The organism is Halomonas garicola, assembly GCF_031935715.1.
Lineage (GTDB): Bacteria > Pseudomonadota > Gammaproteobacteria > Pseudomonadales > Halomonadaceae > Vreelandella > Vreelandella garicola.
The window spans coordinates 57686-72461 of the sequence record NZ_JASSZF010000005.1; the positions used below are offsets into that span (position 1 = coordinate 57686).

Annotated in this window: 16 protein-coding genes; 11 read left to right on the forward strand and 5 right to left on the reverse strand. The window is 64.8% G+C overall.

All coding sequences use genetic code 11. From position 1 onward, the window contains the following. The first annotated feature begins 24 nt into the window (after positions 1–24). From RS027_RS03410 to bfr, 3 genes are all read left to right on the forward strand, one after another. A complete protein-coding gene (locus RS027_RS03410) occupies positions 25–585 on the forward strand; it encodes an RDD family protein (RefSeq protein ID WP_311954186.1) in 561 nt (186 codons plus the stop codon). A gap of 90 nt (positions 586–675) precedes the next feature. Continuing rightward, complete coding sequence (locus tag RS027_RS03415; protein ID WP_311954188.1) at positions 676–882, forward strand: (2Fe-2S)-binding protein; 207 nt, start codon at positions 676–678, stop codon at positions 880–882. A gap of 238 nt (positions 883–1120) precedes the next feature. Next, the gene (gene bfr, locus RS027_RS03420; protein ID WP_311884627.1) at positions 1121–1606 is read left to right on the forward strand and encodes a bacterioferritin; all 486 of its coding nucleotides are present in this window, start codon (positions 1121–1123) and stop codon (positions 1604–1606) included. Between the two features lie 127 nt (positions 1607–1733). On the opposite strand, the gene sodC is transcribed toward bfr, so the two are convergent. Continuing rightward, the gene (gene sodC / locus RS027_RS03425; RefSeq protein ID WP_311954191.1) at positions 1734–2267 is read right to left on the reverse strand and encodes a superoxide dismutase [Cu-Zn] SodC; all 534 of its coding nucleotides are present in this window, start codon (positions 2265–2267) and stop codon (positions 1734–1736) included. Positions 2268–2452: 185 nt separating this feature from the next. Here sodC and RS027_RS03430 point away from each other — a divergent pair, with 185 nt between their 5' ends. The 5 genes from RS027_RS03430 (at position 2453) to RS027_RS03450 (ending at position 5693) form a co-directional block, all read left to right on the forward strand. Beyond that, positions 2453–3526 (forward strand): alpha/beta hydrolase, encoded by a 1074-nt coding sequence (locus RS027_RS03430; protein WP_311954194.1) that lies wholly within the window; start codon positions 2453–2455, stop codon positions 3524–3526. A 72-nt stretch (positions 3527–3598) separates the two neighbouring features. Continuing rightward, positions 3599–4366, forward strand: coding sequence for a pseudouridine synthase (locus RS027_RS03435; RefSeq protein WP_311954196.1), 768 nt, complete (start codon positions 3599–3601; stop codon positions 4364–4366). Between the two features lie 24 nt (positions 4367–4390). Further along, positions 4391–5272 (forward strand): tRNA cyclic N6-threonylcarbamoyladenosine(37) synthase TcdA, encoded by an 882-nt coding sequence (gene tcdA / locus RS027_RS03440; RefSeq protein WP_311954198.1) that lies wholly within the window; start codon positions 4391–4393, stop codon positions 5270–5272. Positions 5273–5274: 2 nt separating this feature from the next. Beyond that, on the forward strand, positions 5275–5490 hold the full coding sequence (locus tag RS027_RS03445) for a DUF1653 domain-containing protein (protein ID WP_311954201.1): 216 nt from the start codon (positions 5275–5277) through the stop codon (positions 5488–5490). 35 nt (positions 5491–5525) lie between these two features. Then, the gene (locus RS027_RS03450) at positions 5526–5693 is read left to right on the forward strand and encodes a hypothetical protein (RefSeq protein ID WP_311954205.1); all 168 of its coding nucleotides are present in this window, start codon (positions 5526–5528) and stop codon (positions 5691–5693) included. Here RS027_RS03450 and RS027_RS03455 read toward each other — a convergent pair. Then, the gene (locus RS027_RS03455; RefSeq protein ID WP_311954209.1) at positions 5659–6291 is read right to left on the reverse strand and encodes a class I SAM-dependent methyltransferase; all 633 of its coding nucleotides are present in this window, start codon (positions 6289–6291) and stop codon (positions 5659–5661) included. The two genes, RS027_RS03450 and RS027_RS03455, sit on opposite strands and share 35 nt — an antisense overlap. Positions 6292–6477: 186 nt before the next feature. Continuing rightward, on the reverse strand, positions 6478–7665 hold the full coding sequence (locus tag RS027_RS03460; protein ID WP_311954213.1) for a DcaP family trimeric outer membrane transporter: 1188 nt from the start codon (positions 7663–7665) through the stop codon (positions 6478–6480). 281 nt (positions 7666–7946) lie between these two features. Here RS027_RS03460 and RS027_RS03465 point away from each other — a divergent pair, with 281 nt between their 5' ends. The 3 genes from RS027_RS03465 to RS027_RS03475 all read left to right on the forward strand — a co-directional run bounded on the left by RS027_RS03465 (position 7947) and on the right by RS027_RS03475 (position 11053). After that, positions 7947–8462: a CIA30 family protein gene (locus tag RS027_RS03465; RefSeq protein WP_311954217.1), complete on the forward strand. Its 516-nt coding sequence runs from the start codon at positions 7947–7949 to the stop codon at positions 8460–8462. 78 nt (positions 8463–8540) lie between these two features. Next, positions 8541–10289, forward strand: coding sequence for a bifunctional isocitrate dehydrogenase kinase/phosphatase (aceK, locus tag RS027_RS03470; RefSeq protein WP_311954220.1), 1749 nt, complete (start codon positions 8541–8543; stop codon positions 10287–10289). Positions 10290–10324: 35 nt separating this feature from the next. Next, positions 10325–11053: an SIR2 family NAD-dependent protein deacylase gene (locus RS027_RS03475; RefSeq protein WP_311954223.1), complete on the forward strand. Its 729-nt coding sequence runs from the start codon at positions 10325–10327 to the stop codon at positions 11051–11053. A 27-nt stretch (positions 11054–11080) separates the two neighbouring features. On the opposite strand, the gene RS027_RS03480 is transcribed toward RS027_RS03475, so the two are convergent. Together RS027_RS03480 and RS027_RS03485 are read right to left on the reverse strand one after the other, a co-directional pair. Beyond that, the gene (locus tag RS027_RS03480; protein ID WP_311954228.1) at positions 11081–13546 is read right to left on the reverse strand and encodes a molybdopterin guanine dinucleotide-containing S/N-oxide reductase; all 2466 of its coding nucleotides are present in this window, start codon (positions 13544–13546) and stop codon (positions 11081–11083) included. Next, positions 13546–14685 (reverse strand): NapC/NirT family cytochrome c, encoded by a 1140-nt coding sequence (locus tag RS027_RS03485; RefSeq protein ID WP_311954230.1) that lies wholly within the window; start codon positions 14683–14685, stop codon positions 13546–13548. The genes RS027_RS03480 and RS027_RS03485 overlap by 1 nt, the downstream gene beginning before the upstream one ends. Positions 14686–14776: the final 91 nt, after the last annotated feature.

Here is a 14776-nt window from a genome sequence, read left to right on the forward strand (position 1 = left end):
CGCCACGTTTTTCGAGAGAGACCCATGACCCAACGACGTTTTACCCAGCTGGATAGCGTAACCCCGGCGACGCTGCCCCGGCGGCTGGCGGCGATGCTTTACGACGGCTTTCTGGTGCTCGCCATCTGGCTGCTGGTCACGGTGGCGCACACGGCTTTCATGCGCTTCGTGCTCGGCCGCAGCGCCGAAAGCATCGGCACCGGAAGCCTGGCTGTGGCAACGCTGCGGCTGCTGCTGGTGTGCTCGACGGCGGCATTTTTTGCCTACTGCTGGCGCCGGGGGGGGATGACCCTGGGGATGCAGGCCTGGCGGCTCCGGGTGCAGGACGCCCAGGGAGCGCCGATCAGCCTGGCTCAGAGCCTGATCCGCTGCATGGCGGCCTGGGTGTCGCTTGCCGCGCTGGGGCTCGGGTACTGGTGGGTGCTGTTTGACCCCCAGAAAAGGAGCTGGCCGGATATCGCTTCCGGGACGCAAACGGTGGTGCTGCCCAAGAAAGGGCAGGGCGAGTCGCCGAGAAAGGCCGGCGGGCGGCGAAAAAAGCAGTGGCAGGCAGCGCAAAAGGGGCAGAACAACGGCGGAGGGTAAAAAGGCGGAGGGTAAAAATAAGAGCCGTTGCTATTGCGATTAACTATGGGAATCATTTACATTAACCTCGTGTATTGAGCGAGGTGTGCCATGTACGTTTGTATGTGCAAGGGAGTCACGGATCACCGGATCCGCCGTGAGGTCGATGACGGCGCGCGCAGCTGGCGGGAAGTCCGCGAAGCCACCGGCTGCGGCACCCAGTGCGGCAAGTGCGCCTGTACGGCCAAGGCCGTTACCCGTGAGGCGCTAAGCGATGCGCGGGCCGACGCCGACATGGGGCTGGCCTACGCCATTTGACAGTTGGGGGCGCTGATCCCGACGCCCTGTGACGCGAATCTTTCTTGTTTTTGTTGCCTTTAGCAACATTTTGATTTAGTTGAGTTTTCGTTATTTTAGCCTATACTCTCGGCATCTCCGGGAGTAGGCTTGTTGCGCCCTGTCTCCTGGTTGCTTAAGCCTTGACGGCGGTGTCATGCTCCGTCAGGCGCGTTATCGACGGCGTTATGACCTGCAACGTTCAACCAAGAGGTGTGTCATGAAAGGCGATCCGAAAGTTATCGAACATTTGAACATTGCGCTGGGCAATGAGCTGGTAGCGATCAACCAGTACTTCCTGCACGCCAAGATGTACAAGGACTGGGGCCTCAAGGCGCTGGCCAAGTGGGAGTACGACGAGTCCATCGAAGAGATGCAGCACGCCGACAAGCTGATCGAGCGCATCCTCTTCCTCGAAGGCATCCCCAACCTTCAGGACCTGGGCAAGCTTTACATCGGCGAGAACGTCAAGGAAATGCTCGAGAGCGATCTCAAGATCGAGCACGACGGTCGCCGCGATTACATCGAAGCGATTACCTACGCTGAAAGCGTCAAGGACTACGTTAGCCGCGATCTGCTGCGCGACCTGCTGGCCGAAGAAGAAGACCACATCGACCACATCGAAACCGAGCTGCACCTGATCGAGCAGGTAGGTATCCAGAACTACCTGCAGCGCCAGATGCAGATGGCCGGCGACGAAGAGTAATTTTCTTTGCTGCGCTGCGCGCAGCAAAGGATCAAAAAAACGGGCAGGCCGCTATGGGGCCTGCCCGTTTTTGCGTAGTGCGACCGCCGGCGGGCCGGCGATGACGGCGTGAGTTACTGTTCTACGCTTACTGTTCCACTACGCCGCAGGCGACGCGGGAGCCGCCGCCGCCCAGATGGGGCTCGTCGGAGTAGTTATCGCCGCCTGCGTGGATCATCAGGCTGCGGCCGTCCATGTCGTCAAGGCTCAGGCGCGGTGCCAGGGTGGGCAGGTTGGCCTCGCCGCTGTCATCGACGGCGAGTGCCGGCAGGTCGCCCAGATGGCCGTCGCCGTAGGGGCCCTGGTGGGTCTCGGTGGATTCAGGATCGTAGTGGCCACCCGCCGCCAGCGCGGCAACGGTTTCGCCGTTGTCGTCTTCCTTGGGGTCACAGCTGGCGTTCTGGTGGACGTGAAAGCCGTGGATGCCGGCTTCCAGGCCTTCAAGTGAGGGCGTCAGCAGCAGGCCGTGATCGGTCTGCTCGAGGGTGACGGTGCCCATAGCGTCGCCAACGCCGTCGGCGCTGACGCTGTGAACGTCAACGTCGAGCGTATCGGCGGCGTGGGCCGAGGCAGCGAGCAGCAGCGATGCGGCAATACCGGTAAGCGGTGCAATGTAGCGCATGAGGTTACCTCCTTGCTGATAAAATACTGCCCGCAGGGGGCAGCGTTGGCTTGAAAGCCTGCTTCGAGCCTAGCAAAGTTTTGCTCCGTGACCCAATGCCGCACCGAAATGCCGGAGCCGGTTTCCCCCGGGCGAATCCCCCTGCGGCTGCCGGCGGTCCTGCCATTCAAGCAAACAGGTGCTCAATGTTCTGGCTGTATCTTACCCTGGCCGCGCTGGCTGGCCTGGCGGCGGTTGCCGCGCTTGCCACGCGGCTAACGTTTCGTTTGAAGGATCTGTCGGCGCTGGACCGGCAGGCGTATGCCGTCCGGCAGCAGTCGCCGGGCCCCGAGAATCAACGGGTGCGCGAGCTTGTCGAACAGGCGCACGGCGTCGCCAAAAGCCGCGCCGGGAAAGCCGGAATAGTGGCGCTGCGCGACCATATGGACGCGCTGAGCGATGACCTGGTGCTGCACTCGGCGCTGCGGCTTCAGGAAACGCCGAAAGGCGAATGGATGGTTGCCCCAGAGGCGGATACCCGGCGGCGAGTGCTGTATCTTCACGGCGGCGGCTGGACCGCCGGCAGCCCACGCAGCCACCGGGCGATCACCGATCGGCTGTCTCGGGCCACTCGGGCCGCGGTGTTCGCCGTGGACTACCGGCTGATGCCGGAGCACCGCTTCATGGACGGCGTGAAAGACTGCCGCGAGGCCTACCGCTGGCTGCTCGACAACGGCCCCGAGGGCGCCGCCGAGGCCGAATTCATGCTGGTCGCCGGCGACTCCGCCGGCGGCAGCCACACCCTGGGGCTGCTGGCCTGGCTGCGCGACAGCGGCCTGCGCCAGGCCGACGGCGCCGTGGCGTTTTCCCCCTCCACGGACCTGACGCTGACCGCGCCCAGCAACCGCCGCAATATTGCCACCGATTGGCTGCTGGGGCCGATGTTTGGCCGCTTCGCCAGGCTGCCCCGGCCGCTGGTGTGGTGGGCCGTACTGGCGCTGTTTCGCGTGTCGCCGACCCACCCTCAGGCGTCGCCGCTACGCGGTAGGCTGGCCGGCCTGCCGCCGACGCTGATTCAGGCAAGCGCCGACGAAATGCTCGTGGATAACGCCCGGCGCTACGCCGCCAGGGCTACCGCTGAGGGCTCGCCTGTCACGCTGCAGCTCTGGCCCGGCATGGTGCACGTCTGGCAGATTTTTGCCCCGCTGCTGCCCGAGGCCGACGAGGCCTTTGCCGAGGTGGCCGCCTTTGTCGCGCAGATGGAGGCGAAGCAGGCGTAGCTAGCCGCCGGCGCAGAGGTGACATCCGCTCGCCAAGCCGCGACAATAGCCCTCTGCTTTCCCGGAGTTGCCATGCCCTCGTTGACGCTGCTGTATCAGGACGAATACCTTGTTGCCGTGCACAAGCCGGCGGGGCTTTTGGTCCACCGCACGGCGCTGGCTCGGGGCGAGCGCGAGTTTTTGCTCCAGCGTCTGCGCGACCAGATCGGCCAGCGCGTCTACCCGGTGCACCGGCTGGACCGGCCGACGTCCGGGGTGATGGTGTTTGCGCTGACGTCAGACATCGCCGCGCGGCTGTGCGAGGCCTTTGCCGGGCAGCAACTCGACAAGCGCTATCTGGCGGTGGTGCGCGGGGTGGCCCCGGAGAGCGAGCGGCTGGACTACGCGCTGCGCGAGGAAAACGGCAGTCGCCCCAAGGCGGAAATGCCGGCGATGCCGGCGGTGACCGATATCACCCGGCTGGACAGCGTCGAGCTGCCGGTGCAGGTGGATCGCTACCCCCAGGCGCGCTATTCGCTGGTGGAGGCGCGGCCGCTGAGCGGGCGGCATCATCAGATCCGTCGGCACCTGTCTCGGCGCGGCTATCCGATCATCGGCGATACCAAGCACGGCAAAAGCGTGCACAACCGCTTTTTTGCCCGCCACCTGGAGGCGCCCCGGCTGCTGCTGGCGGCGACCCGGCTGGCGTTTGAACACCCGGTATTAAAGCAGCAGCTGATACTTGAGTGCGCCCTGGACGCCCCCATGGCCGCGCTGTTTGCGCACTTTGGCTGGGCCGGCCACCTGCCGGTTGACCGCCAGCGCCTGGCGCCGATACCGGCCCGCGACCTTCACGTTTAACGTCACTACGTCATGAGAACCCCAATGGCTGCAACCGAGACAATACCGGCGCCCGTTGAAGCGCCGGCGCCGGCCGATGACTATAGCCTGCGCTTTGGCGGTATCCGCCGGCTTTACGGCACCCGGGCCGCCGAGGCCTTTCGCCACGCCCATGTGGTCGTGGTCGGCGTGGGCGGCGTCGGCTGCTGGACGGTCGAGGCGCTGGCCCGCTCCGGGGTGGGCAAGCTCACCCTGATTGATCTGGACGACGTCTGCGTGTCCAACGTTAACCGCCAGCTGCATGCCCTGGACGGCACCGTGGGCCGGCCCAAGGTCGAGGTGCTCGCCGAGCGCTGCCGGCTGATCGCTCCCGAGATCGAAGTGGTGGCGGATGCCGCCTTTGCCACGCCGACCAACCTGGAAGCGCGCATTCCCCAAGGCGCCAGCCACGTGGTCGACGCCATCGACAGCGTGGTCGCCAAGGCCGCGCTGATTGCCTTTTGCAAGCGGCGCAAAATACCGCTGACCGTGACCGGCGCGGCCGGCGGGCAGACGGATCCCACGCGGATTCAGGTGGCGGATCTGGCGCGCACTCAGCAAGACCCTCTGCTGGCCAGAACCCGCGCCCGGCTGCGCCGGGAGTTCGGCTTTTCGCGCAATCCCAAGCGGCGCTTTGCGGTCGAGTGCGTCTACTCCGACGAGCAGCTGACCTACCCGGCCCCGGACGGCGAGGTGTGCGGGCAAAAGCCCGCCGGCGGGGAGTCCATGCGGCTTGACTGCGCCAGCGGCTTTGGCGCCGCTACTTTCGTGACCGGCACCTTCGGCTTTACGGCCGCCTCCCGGGTGCTTGCTCGGCTGGCCAAAAACGCCCGGGCCCGAGGCGAGGCGACGGCCGGTGCTTCATCCACTCTGTCGGTAGAGGGGTAGCCATGAACCCGGTTCCCGGTATTTATCGTCACTACAAGGGGCCGCTGTACGAAGTGCTGGGCGGCGCGCAGCACAGCGAAACCGAAGAGCGGCTGGTGGTCTACCGCGCGCTTTACGGCGACTACGGCCTCTGGGTGCGCCCGCTTGCCATGTTCAACGAAACGGTGGAAAAAGACGGCAGGCGGCAGCCGCGCTTTGCTCTGGAAAAGGCGTTTTAACGGCTTTGGCCCCGATTTTTATCAAGGATTCTGTCATGCGGATCAGCTTCTGGAAGCGCCTTGCCTTCTACATCCTGGTGTCTCTGGTCATCATGGTGCTGTTAAGCCTCTTTGCCGAGGACAGCGACGCCCGAGCAGGCATGGCGATAGCCGACGCGACGGCGTGCGCTAGCGCGCTGCCGGCGGCGCCTTGGTGGCGATAAGCGCGCGCACCACCGAGCCCATCAGCACCGGCGTGTCGCGCTTGACGGTAAAGCCGGCGTCCTCGAGCAGCGGCGTGGCCCGGCGGGTAATGTCGGTGGCGATGGCCGAGGTGGCGGCGTTGAGCAGGCGCCGTCCGGCCCCGGCGGGGCGGTGATCGGGCTGGAACTTGTCCAGCAGGCAAAGCTGGCCGCCGGGTTTGAGCACCCGGTACGCCTCCGCCAGCCCGCGGGCCGGGTCGGGCATGACCGCGAGGATAAAGTGCATCACCACGACGTCGAAGTACGCGTCGGGATAGTCAAGCGCCTCGGCGTCCATCACCTCGCAGTCCAGGTCGCGGCCCAGGCGCGCCGCCCGGTCGGCGGTGCGCTTGATCATGGCCGCCGACAGGTCGGTGGCGTGCACTCGGGTATCTGGCGGCAGCAGCGGCAGATCGAGCCCGGTGCCCGCGCCCGTGAGCAGCACGCGCATGCCCGGCTCCCAGGCCACCTGGCTCAGCGCCGCTTCCCGGGGCTTTTGCAGCACCCGCGCCGCCACCGCGTCGTAAACCGGGGCGTAGGCGGTATAGCGCAGGCGATTCCAGGCGGTGGTGTTGAACATGGCAGGAGACCCTCAAGGCCGGAAGTGTGACGTCGGGTCGAGTCTAGCCCAGCGTCGGGGTGAACCCCAGACGTAAAAAACCCCGAAGGCCGAACGGGGCGTCCGGCTAGCGGGGTGTCTTGCTGCGAGGCATTCGATCTTGCTACGTCAAACAGCAGGCTAGCGCCCTGTCAGGCGGTTTGCCGCTTAAAAGTCATACTGGGTGGCGAACAGCACGCGGTTGGCTTCGCTGGTATCGCCGCCCCGGGTTTCCTGGTGATAGTAGCCGTACTCGACGCCCATCATGACGTTGTTCACCGGCGTCCACTGGTAGTTGAGCATGGCGTTCTGGTTCTTTTCGGCGGCCTCATTGGTCATGGCGCCGGCGGACACCGCGTCGTCCAGATCCAGCTTGGTCATGCCGTAGCCCAGGTTGATGCTGCGGCCCTGGCCAAGATCCAGGCTGGTACCCAGCGAGCCGCCGTAGCCCTTGATGGTTTCGATGTCGCTGCCGTCAACGTAGGCGCTGGAGCCGTAGAAGTTGTTGCCCGAGCGGTACAGGTAGTCGTTGGCGCCGTCGGTCGCGTTCACCGCGCCGTGCACCGCGATCATGTCGTTGAGGTCGAGCGTCAGGGCGCCGAAGACGCCGTAGCCGATGGCGCTGTCGTCGCTGGTAGCGTCGTCGGCGCTTACGCGGTTGACCAGGCCCGCGGCGGAGTAGGACACCGCTCCGGCGGAGTCTTCAACGCGCGCGGTGAGCACCGGCGCCGACTGGCGGGTGTCGGCGAAGTTTGCAACGCCTTCGCGGTCCAGTTCACTATCCGGGCCTGGGGTGCCGGCGGCAATATCGGGGCCGCGTACGGCGTCCTCCAGGGAGAAGGACAGCGGGCCGGTGGTATAGCGGACCTGCTCAGTACGGTCCTGGAGGCCGGCAAGCCCCGCCAGGCTGTCAAAGTCCAGCGTGGGGGTAGCGCCGACGAAGCTGTTGTAGTTGGACCAGGTCCGGCCCGCGAGGAAGCCGCGGTATTCGCCGTAGGCGTGACGCAGGCGGAAGTCACCGCCGTCGCCGCCGCGGAAGCCACCCTCTACGGTGAGGTCGACGCCCGTGGCGTGCTTGACCTTGACGCCCAGGCGGCTCTGGTAAGCGTCAGCGCCGAAGTGGCCCTTGTCGTCGTTGTCCATGTCGAAGGTGCCGGCGCGGGTGCTTACCGCGTTGTCGCCGTCAAAGTCGTAGCTCATGTTCAGGCGCGCGAAGCCGTAGAGGCTGACCTCCGTGTCATCGGTGACGTTCAGGTCAACGGCGCTGGCCTGGCCGGCGAAACCAAGTGCCGTCGCAACAGCGGCCGTTTGGATGGCGAACTTGAGCGTGTTCTTCTTTGGCATGGTCTTTGGCATGGTTATCGTTCCCTTTTCCTTCTGTTTTGTGGAGTTAGAATGATTTATTATGTCTTTTTGTAATATAGATAGCCTAACGAAGTTTTTTTATGTTTCAAGGGTCGTGTTTTAACAAACGCTTTAAAAGCCGTTTTTTTATCCCATGTTTTACAAATCGTGTTTTTATAAACTGTTTTACGACTTTGTTTTAAGAAGGCGCCGATAAAGGCGACGTTAACCGCCGATTATTATCCGCTTGCGATAGCATCGGCGCGAACGTAAATAGACGGCGAGGAGGCCGCATGAGCGACTTGCATTTTGCCCCGCTAGCCGGGGAAGCGGCTGAGGAAGAGGCCCGGCGCTGGTACGCGGTCAACGACGGCGTGATGGGCGGCGAATCGAAAAGCGGCTTTCAGGTGGCACAGGGGGAGGGGCGCTTTGTGGGCGAAACCTCGCTTGCCAACGGCGGCGGCTTTGCCTCGATCCGCCGGGAGCCGACGGCTTTCGAGCCGTCGCTGGCAGGCGCCGGCGGCGTGGCACTACGCGTCTACGGCGACGGCCGCACCTACCAGCTGCGGTTGAAAAGCCGCGCCCTGGACGAGGGCAGCGCCTACCGCGTGGCGTTTACCCCGGAGGCCGGCGAATGGCAGACGTGGCGCTTTGCCTGGCACGAGTTCGAAGCCGTCCGCCGGGGCAAGCACCTAAGCGATGCGCCGGCGCTGGCGCCGGGCGACATCTATCAGCTGGGTCTGCTGATCGCCGACCGCCGGGCCGGCGCGTTCTGCCTGCGCCTGGCGCACATCGCGGCTGTGGCCTGACGCTTTCGGTGCCACCAAAGTCGTCTCGTACGCGAGCGCCGCTTCGGCGAAGCTTTAGGAAACGCACAGGAGGCGCCCGTGAAACTTTCCGCTGCCTATCGCCTTGCCGCGACCGTGCTCCACGGCTTTGACGAATACCGCGCGCGCTTTCAGGCCATTACCCGGGACGCCAGCCGGCGCTTTTGCACCGCCGCCTGGCAGGAAACCCAGCGCGCCAGCGCCGAGCGCATCAACCTGTACAGAGAGAAGGTGGACGGCACCCGGGAGCGTTTGCAGCGCACCTTCAGCCGGGACGTGCTGACCGACTGCGAATACTGGCGCGAAGCGCGCGGCCACTACGCTGAGCTGATCAGCCAGCGGCTTGACTACGAGCTTGCCGAAACGTTTTTCAACTCGCTGTTCTGCGCCGTTTTCAAGCATCGCCACATCCGCAACGACTGGGTGTTTGTCTACAGTTCCCGGGTTGATGCGGCGCGGCGCTCGGGGATCGAGCTTTGCCGGCGGCGGCGGGTCGACGGCGACTGGCAGGCGGCGCTGGTCTGGGCGCTTGACGAGGCGCCGCTGGCGCTGCCCTTTGCCGATCTTTCCCGGGATACCGGCCTTGGCGCGGCCTTTCTGCGCGAGCATCTGCCCCCGGCCATTCTCGGGGCGGACGATGCCGAGCTTGAGCTTTTGCACAGCGTATTTTACCGCAACAAGGGCGCGTACCTGGTGGGGCGGATCCGCGGCGGCGGCGAGCAGGTGCCGCTGGCGCTGCCGGTGCTCCACGATGGGGCTCCCAACGAGCAGCACCGCCTGAAGCTGGATACCGTGCTTATCGAGCCCGACGAAGTCTCGATTCTGTTTTCCTTCACCCGGGCGTATTTCCAGGTCGACGTCCCCGTGCCCGGCGAGTTCGTCAGCTACCTGCAGGATTTGATGCCGCGCAAGTCGGCAAGCGAGCTTTACGCGGCGATCGGTTTTTTCAAGCACGGCAAGACCGAGTTTTTCCGCACGCTCAACCGCCAGGTAGCCCGGCGCGAAGACCGCTTTATTCTCGCCCCGGGGATCCCCGGCATGGTGATGGCGGTGTTTGTGCTGCCGTCCCACCGCACGGTGTTCAAGATTATCCGCGACGTCTTCGATCCGGCCAAGGACATTACCCATCAGGGGGTCCGGGAAAAATACCGGCTGGTCAAGCGCCACGACCGGGTCGGGCGCATGGCCGACACCCAGGAGTTCTCCAACTTCATTACCCGCAAGGATCACTTCGACCCGGAGTGTCTTGACCACCTGCTGGAAACTGCCCCCTCCAAGGTTTCGATGAAGGGCGACAAGGTGCTGATCCGCCACTGCTATACCGAGCGCATGATGACGCCGCTCAACCTCTACCTGGAGCAGTGCGACGAAGAGGAGGTGCGCACCGTGCTCAACGACTACGGCAACGCCATCAAGCAGCTGGCGGCGGCCAATATCTTCCCCGGCGACATGCTGCTGAAAAACTTCGGCGTGACCCGCCACGGCCGGGTCATCTTCTACGACTACGACGAAATCAGCTATCTCACCGACTGCTGCTTCCGCGCCATGCCGCGCACCCCCGGCGGGCAGCTGGCCGACGCCTCGGGGCTGTCCATCGGCCCCTACGATATTTTCCCTGAAGAGTTCGGCCCTTTCATGATTGCCAACCCGGAGCGCCGGGCGCTTTTCTACCGCCTGCACCCGGAGCTTTTTGATCCGGCCTACTGGCAGGGGCTGCAGCAGGACGTGCGCGACGGCCGGGTGATCGACGTATACCCCTACCGCAACAAGCAGCGGTTTAACGGCGGCGCTGACGCGCTGGTACACTGACCGCCGTCAACCATCAACGGGAGCGTAAGATAACCATGAGCAAAGCGCCGCATCTGGTGGTATTCAGCGGTTCGGGGATCAGCGTGGAAAGCGGCATCAAGACGTTTCGCGCAAGCGACGGCCTCTGGGAAGAGCATAACGTGCAAGACGTGGCGACCCCGGAGGGCTTCGAGCGCGACCCGGCCCTGGTGCTCGAGTTTTATAACCGCCGCCGGGAGCAGGTGCGCAAGGCGCAGCCCAACGCCGCCCACCGAGCGCTTGCCGAGCTTGAGGCCGCGGGGTTTCGCGTCAGCGTCATTACCCAGAATATCGACGATCTGCACGAGCGTGCCGGCTCGCAGCAGGTGCTGCACCTGCACGGCGAGATACTGAACGCGCGCTCGAGCGTGGACGAGCGCATGCGCTATCCGCTCGCCAAGGGCGGCATTGCTCTGGGTGATCTGTGCGACAAGGGCAGCCAGCTGCGCCCGGACGTGGTGTGGTTCGGCGAGGCCGTGCCGCTGTTTGAGGAGGCCTGCGCGCTGGTGGCCGAGGCAGATTTCCTGCTGGTGGTGGGCACCTCCCTGGCGGTGATGCCGGCGGCCACGCTGCTTTACTACCTGGGACCGAAAGTGCCCTGCGCGCTGGTGGACCCGAGCGCCGACGCGCTGAGCCCGCCGGGCGTGGCGCCGATAAGCGCCGCCGCCGGGCAGGGCGTGCCGGCGCTCGTTGAGCAGTGGCAGCGCGCGGGAAGCCTGGCGCTGCCAACAGCAGACGGGAAGTAGCACGCCCTTTTCCAGGGCGTGCCGGGGTCAGGCCGCGCCGGTCGGCGGGTCGAAGGCGGTAAGCTCGGGGGCGGTACCGGTGAATTTCTCGAACTCCACCAGCGCGGTATAGCCGCAGGTGCCCTGGGCGAGCTTGGACGTGCCGCGGTCGACGACCAGTACGTTCATGTTGCCGTTCTTGCACAGCGCGTTGTCGCTGTCGTCGGCGGGGTCGTACCAGGCGCCCTCGTGTATGGCGATCACGCGCCGCTTGATGCCCTCATCGAGCACCGCGCCGCAGAGGATCTGGCCGCGGTCGTTGTACACCCTCACCAGGTCGCCGTCGGCGATGTCCCGCTCGGCGGCGTCGTCCGGGTGGAGGAACACCGGCTCGCGGTTGGCCACGGCGTACTCGTCGCGCAGGCGGGTGTAGTTGAGCTGGGAGTGCAGCCGATACGCCAGGTGCGGAGTCATCAGGTGGACCGGATGCTCCGGCGTGGCATTGCCCAGATACTCCACCGGCTCGAGCCATGAGGCGTGGCCCAGGCAGTCGTCGTAGTTCATGGCGTCGATGGTCTCGGAAAAGATCTCGATCTTGCCGGAAGGCGTGCCCAGCGGATTGAGGATAGGGTCCTCGCGGAAATCGGCGTGGCGCACCCAGTCGGCGCGGCTCGAATCGACCGGGTTCTTGATAATGGCGTTTTCTTCCCAGAACTGCTGGAAGCGCGGCATCCGCACGCGCTGGGCGCGGGCAACGTCTGCCGCCTGTTCATAGAAGTGCTTGACCCAGCCAATTTGCGTCCGGCCTTCGCTATATTCCTGCTCAACGCCGAACCGCGCGGAAAGCTCGCGAAACACTTCGTAGTCGTCCCGGGCTTCGTGCTGGGGCTCGACCACCTTTTTCATCGGCACGATGTGCATGTTGGAGAAATCACCGGTCATGGTGATGTCGTCGCGCTCGTAGCTGGTGGTGATCGGCAGCACGATATCGGCGTGCTTGGCGGTGGCGGTCCAGTAGGGCTCGGAGACGATGACCACCTCGGGCTTTTGCCAGGCCTGGCGCAGGCGGTTGGTGTCCTGGTGGTGGTGGAAGGGGTTGCCGCCGCACCACCAGATCAGACGGAGGTCGGGCAGCGTCACCTTGCCGCCGTTGTAGTCCATCTGCTCGCCGGGGTTTTCCAGGGCGTGAACAATGCGCGCCACCGGCAGCGTGTATTCGCTGGTGTCTTCGATCTGGTCGGCCAGGTGCGGCGCGTCGGGCGTGGCGCTGATGCCCGGTACGACGATGGCTTCGTGGGGCGGGACGCCGCCGTTGGAATAGTGGTAGCTGAAGCCGAAGCCGCCGCCGGGCAGGCCGATCTGGCCGAGCATGGCGGCAAGCGTCACCAGCGTCCAGTGGGGCTGCTCGCCCTTGTCGGCGCGCTGCATCGCCCAGCCGGCCATGAGCATGGTGCGGTTGTCGGCAAACAGCGCGGCCAGCTCGCGGATCTTGTCGGCGGGCACGTCGCAGATGGCCGCGGCCCATTCCGGCGTTTTCTCGGTGCCATCGTCCTCACCGCGGAGGTAAGCGGCGAAGCGCTCGAAGCCCACGGTGTATTCGTCGAGGAAGGCCGGGTCGTGGCGCTCGGTGGTCAAAAGCTCGTGGGCGATGCCCAGCATCAGCGGCACGTCGGTGGTCGGGTTGGGCGCTATCCACTCGGCGCGGTCGCCGAAAAAGCGCGCGGTTTCCGAGTACATGGGGTCGACGATGATGATGCGCTTGCCGCTGTCGCGCAGCTTTTCGAAATACAGCCGGCCTTTCTCGTCGGAGCTGGTCCAGGCGATCTCGAGGGTGTTCATCGGGTTCGCGCTCATGATCATGACCACGTCCGAGTGCTCGAGGATCACCGGCCAGGTGGTTTGCGGCACGGTGGTTTCGGCGTTGCCCATCACGTGGGGCATGATCACGCTGATCGCGCCGGTGGAGTAGGAGTTGACGCGGTCGACGTAGCCGCCGGTGAGCCGCAGAAAACGCTGCAGGAGCGTTTGGGCGGCGTGCAGGCTGCCCGACGAGTACCAGCCGTAGGAGCCGCCCCAGATCGATTTGGCGCCGTGCTCCTGGCGTACGCGGCGCAGCTGCTGCTCGACCAGGTCGTAGGCGCGCTCCCAGCTCACGGCGACAAACTCGTCCTTGCCGCGCTTTCCATCGGGGTTTTCGACGTCGTCGAGGCCGTCGAGAAAGCCCTTGCGCACCATCGGCTGCTTGACGCGCACGCGGTGGTGTACCTGGTCGGCGACTACGCTCTGCAGGTAGTTTTCCCGGCGGTCAGCCAGCGCCGGCCCCGACTCGGTGATCCGCCCGTTTTCGACGGTGACTTTAAGCGGCCCCCAGTGCGCGGCGGTGATGACGGTTTTTGCCGGCTCCTGGGCAAAGGCGCGCAGGGCGCTGGCGGGTGATACAAGCGCGGCCGCGGCGACGAAGCTGCTGCCGCCCTTGAGAAAAGTGCGTCGCTTCATGTTCCAGAGGGTATTCATCAGTGAGTCTCCTGCTTGGGCATGTCGTTGGCATGGATTTGCAGATAGAACGTCAACAGGGCTTTGTCGTCGTCGCTGATCGAGGTGCGATCGGCGTAGGCGTCAACCATGCTTGGCCACTGGTTGGCGGTGTAGTCCTTGGGCCCCTTGACGGAGTGGCAGCTACCGCAGTAGGCGTTGTTGAGCTCTTCGCCGTAGTCCCAGATCGCCTGAGCGTCTGCGACCATGGCGTCGGGCTGGACCCAGCCCGTTAGCTGCGCGTGCTTCCAGCCGGCGTCGTTGTCATCCGCCTCAACGCTCAGGCGCTGCTGCCCGGCATCGGCGATGGAGGCCGAAAGAATGCGCTTGCCGGGGTGGCGATAAAGAACCCGGTCGGCATCCGGCGGCTGATAGCCTTTGAGGCGAACCTGGCGCCAGTCGCCGTCCTGCTCGAGGATGTCAAGCGGTGTGCTCGGCAGGATGCGGGCCATTGGCGCGTTGTCATCGCGGTGCTCGAACAGCGCGTGCTGGCGGATGGGATAGAGCGTATCCGGGCTTTTCGGCAGGTTGGCGGCCAGCTGGCTGAGCTTGCCCGACGCTGCCTTGGCTTCGTCGCCCAGATCAGGCGGAAAGTGCGCGATGCCGCGGTGGCAGCTGATGCAGGTGTCGCCGCTGTCCGCCATGGAGCGGTGTTCGCTTGCCGCCTTGGGGCTCTGTTCGTAGAGATCCCAGTGCTCGCTGTTGTGACAGCTGCGGCAGGTGCGCGAGTCGTTGGCCTCCATCTCGGCCCACACCTTTTTCGCCATCTCGGCGCGCTTTTGCTCGTAAGCGTCGGCGTCGGAAATGCCGCCTCTCATTTCAGCGATCACGTCGCTGATGCCGCTGGTCATCTTCTTTTCCAGATAGGCGAAGCCCTCGTGGGGAATGTGGCAGTCGGCGCAGCCGGCCTGGATGCCCTTGGCGTTGGCAAAGTGGTTGGTGCCTTGCCACTCCTCGTAGGGAACGTCCATGGAGTGGCAGCTGACGCAGAACTCGTTGGTCGAGGTCGCCTTGAGCGACCACTGCGTGCCGTAGAGGGCTGCTGCACCGATGCAGGCGCCGATGGCGAGCAGGCCGGCCCCCCACACGAAGCTCTTGCGGCGGGGTTTTTTTTCTTTCATGTGTTTTCCTTCATGCTGTGCCACGGACTGACTCTGTTTATTAACAATATATCAGCTTATATGAAAATATAGATTGATTTATGTCAGACTT

Coding starts and splice junctions, on each gene's coding strand:
- sodC (WP_311954191.1), bottom strand. CDS start 2,267: ATGCGCTACATTGCACCGCTTACCGGTATTGCCGCATCGCTGCTGCTC.
- tcdA (WP_311954198.1), top strand. CDS start 4,391: ATGGCTGCAACCGAGACAATACCGGCGCCCGTTGAAGCGCCGGCGCCG.
- RS027_RS03450 (WP_311954205.1), top strand. CDS start 5,526: ATGCGGATCAGCTTCTGGAAGCGCCTTGCCTTCTACATCCTGGTGTCT.
- RS027_RS03410 (WP_311954186.1), top strand. CDS start 25: ATGACCCAACGACGTTTTACCCAGCTGGATAGCGTAACCCCGGCGACG.
- RS027_RS03480 (WP_311954228.1), bottom strand. CDS start 13,546: ATGAATACCCTCTGGAACATGAAGCGACGCACTTTTCTCAAGGGCGGC.
- RS027_RS03430 (WP_311954194.1), top strand. CDS start 2,453: ATGTTCTGGCTGTATCTTACCCTGGCCGCGCTGGCTGGCCTGGCGGCG.
- RS027_RS03485 (WP_311954230.1), bottom strand. CDS start 14,685: ATGAAAGAAAAAAAACCCCGCCGCAAGAGCTTCGTGTGGGGGGCCGGC.
- RS027_RS03435 (WP_311954196.1), top strand. CDS start 3,599: ATGCCCTCGTTGACGCTGCTGTATCAGGACGAATACCTTGTTGCCGTG.
- RS027_RS03465 (WP_311954217.1), top strand. CDS start 7,947: ATGAGCGACTTGCATTTTGCCCCGCTAGCCGGGGAAGCGGCTGAGGAA.
- RS027_RS03455 (WP_311954209.1), bottom strand. CDS start 6,291: ATGTTCAACACCACCGCCTGGAATCGCCTGCGCTATACCGCCTACGCC.
- RS027_RS03475 (WP_311954223.1), top strand. CDS start 10,325: ATGAGCAAAGCGCCGCATCTGGTGGTATTCAGCGGTTCGGGGATCAGC.
- bfr (WP_311884627.1), top strand. CDS start 1,121: ATGAAAGGCGATCCGAAAGTTATCGAACATTTGAACATTGCGCTGGGC.
- RS027_RS03445 (WP_311954201.1), top strand. CDS start 5,275: ATGAACCCGGTTCCCGGTATTTATCGTCACTACAAGGGGCCGCTGTAC.
- RS027_RS03415 (WP_311954188.1), top strand. CDS start 676: ATGTACGTTTGTATGTGCAAGGGAGTCACGGATCACCGGATCCGCCGT.
- RS027_RS03460 (WP_311954213.1), bottom strand. CDS start 7,665: ATGCCAAAGACCATGCCAAAGAAGAACACGCTCAAGTTCGCCATCCAA.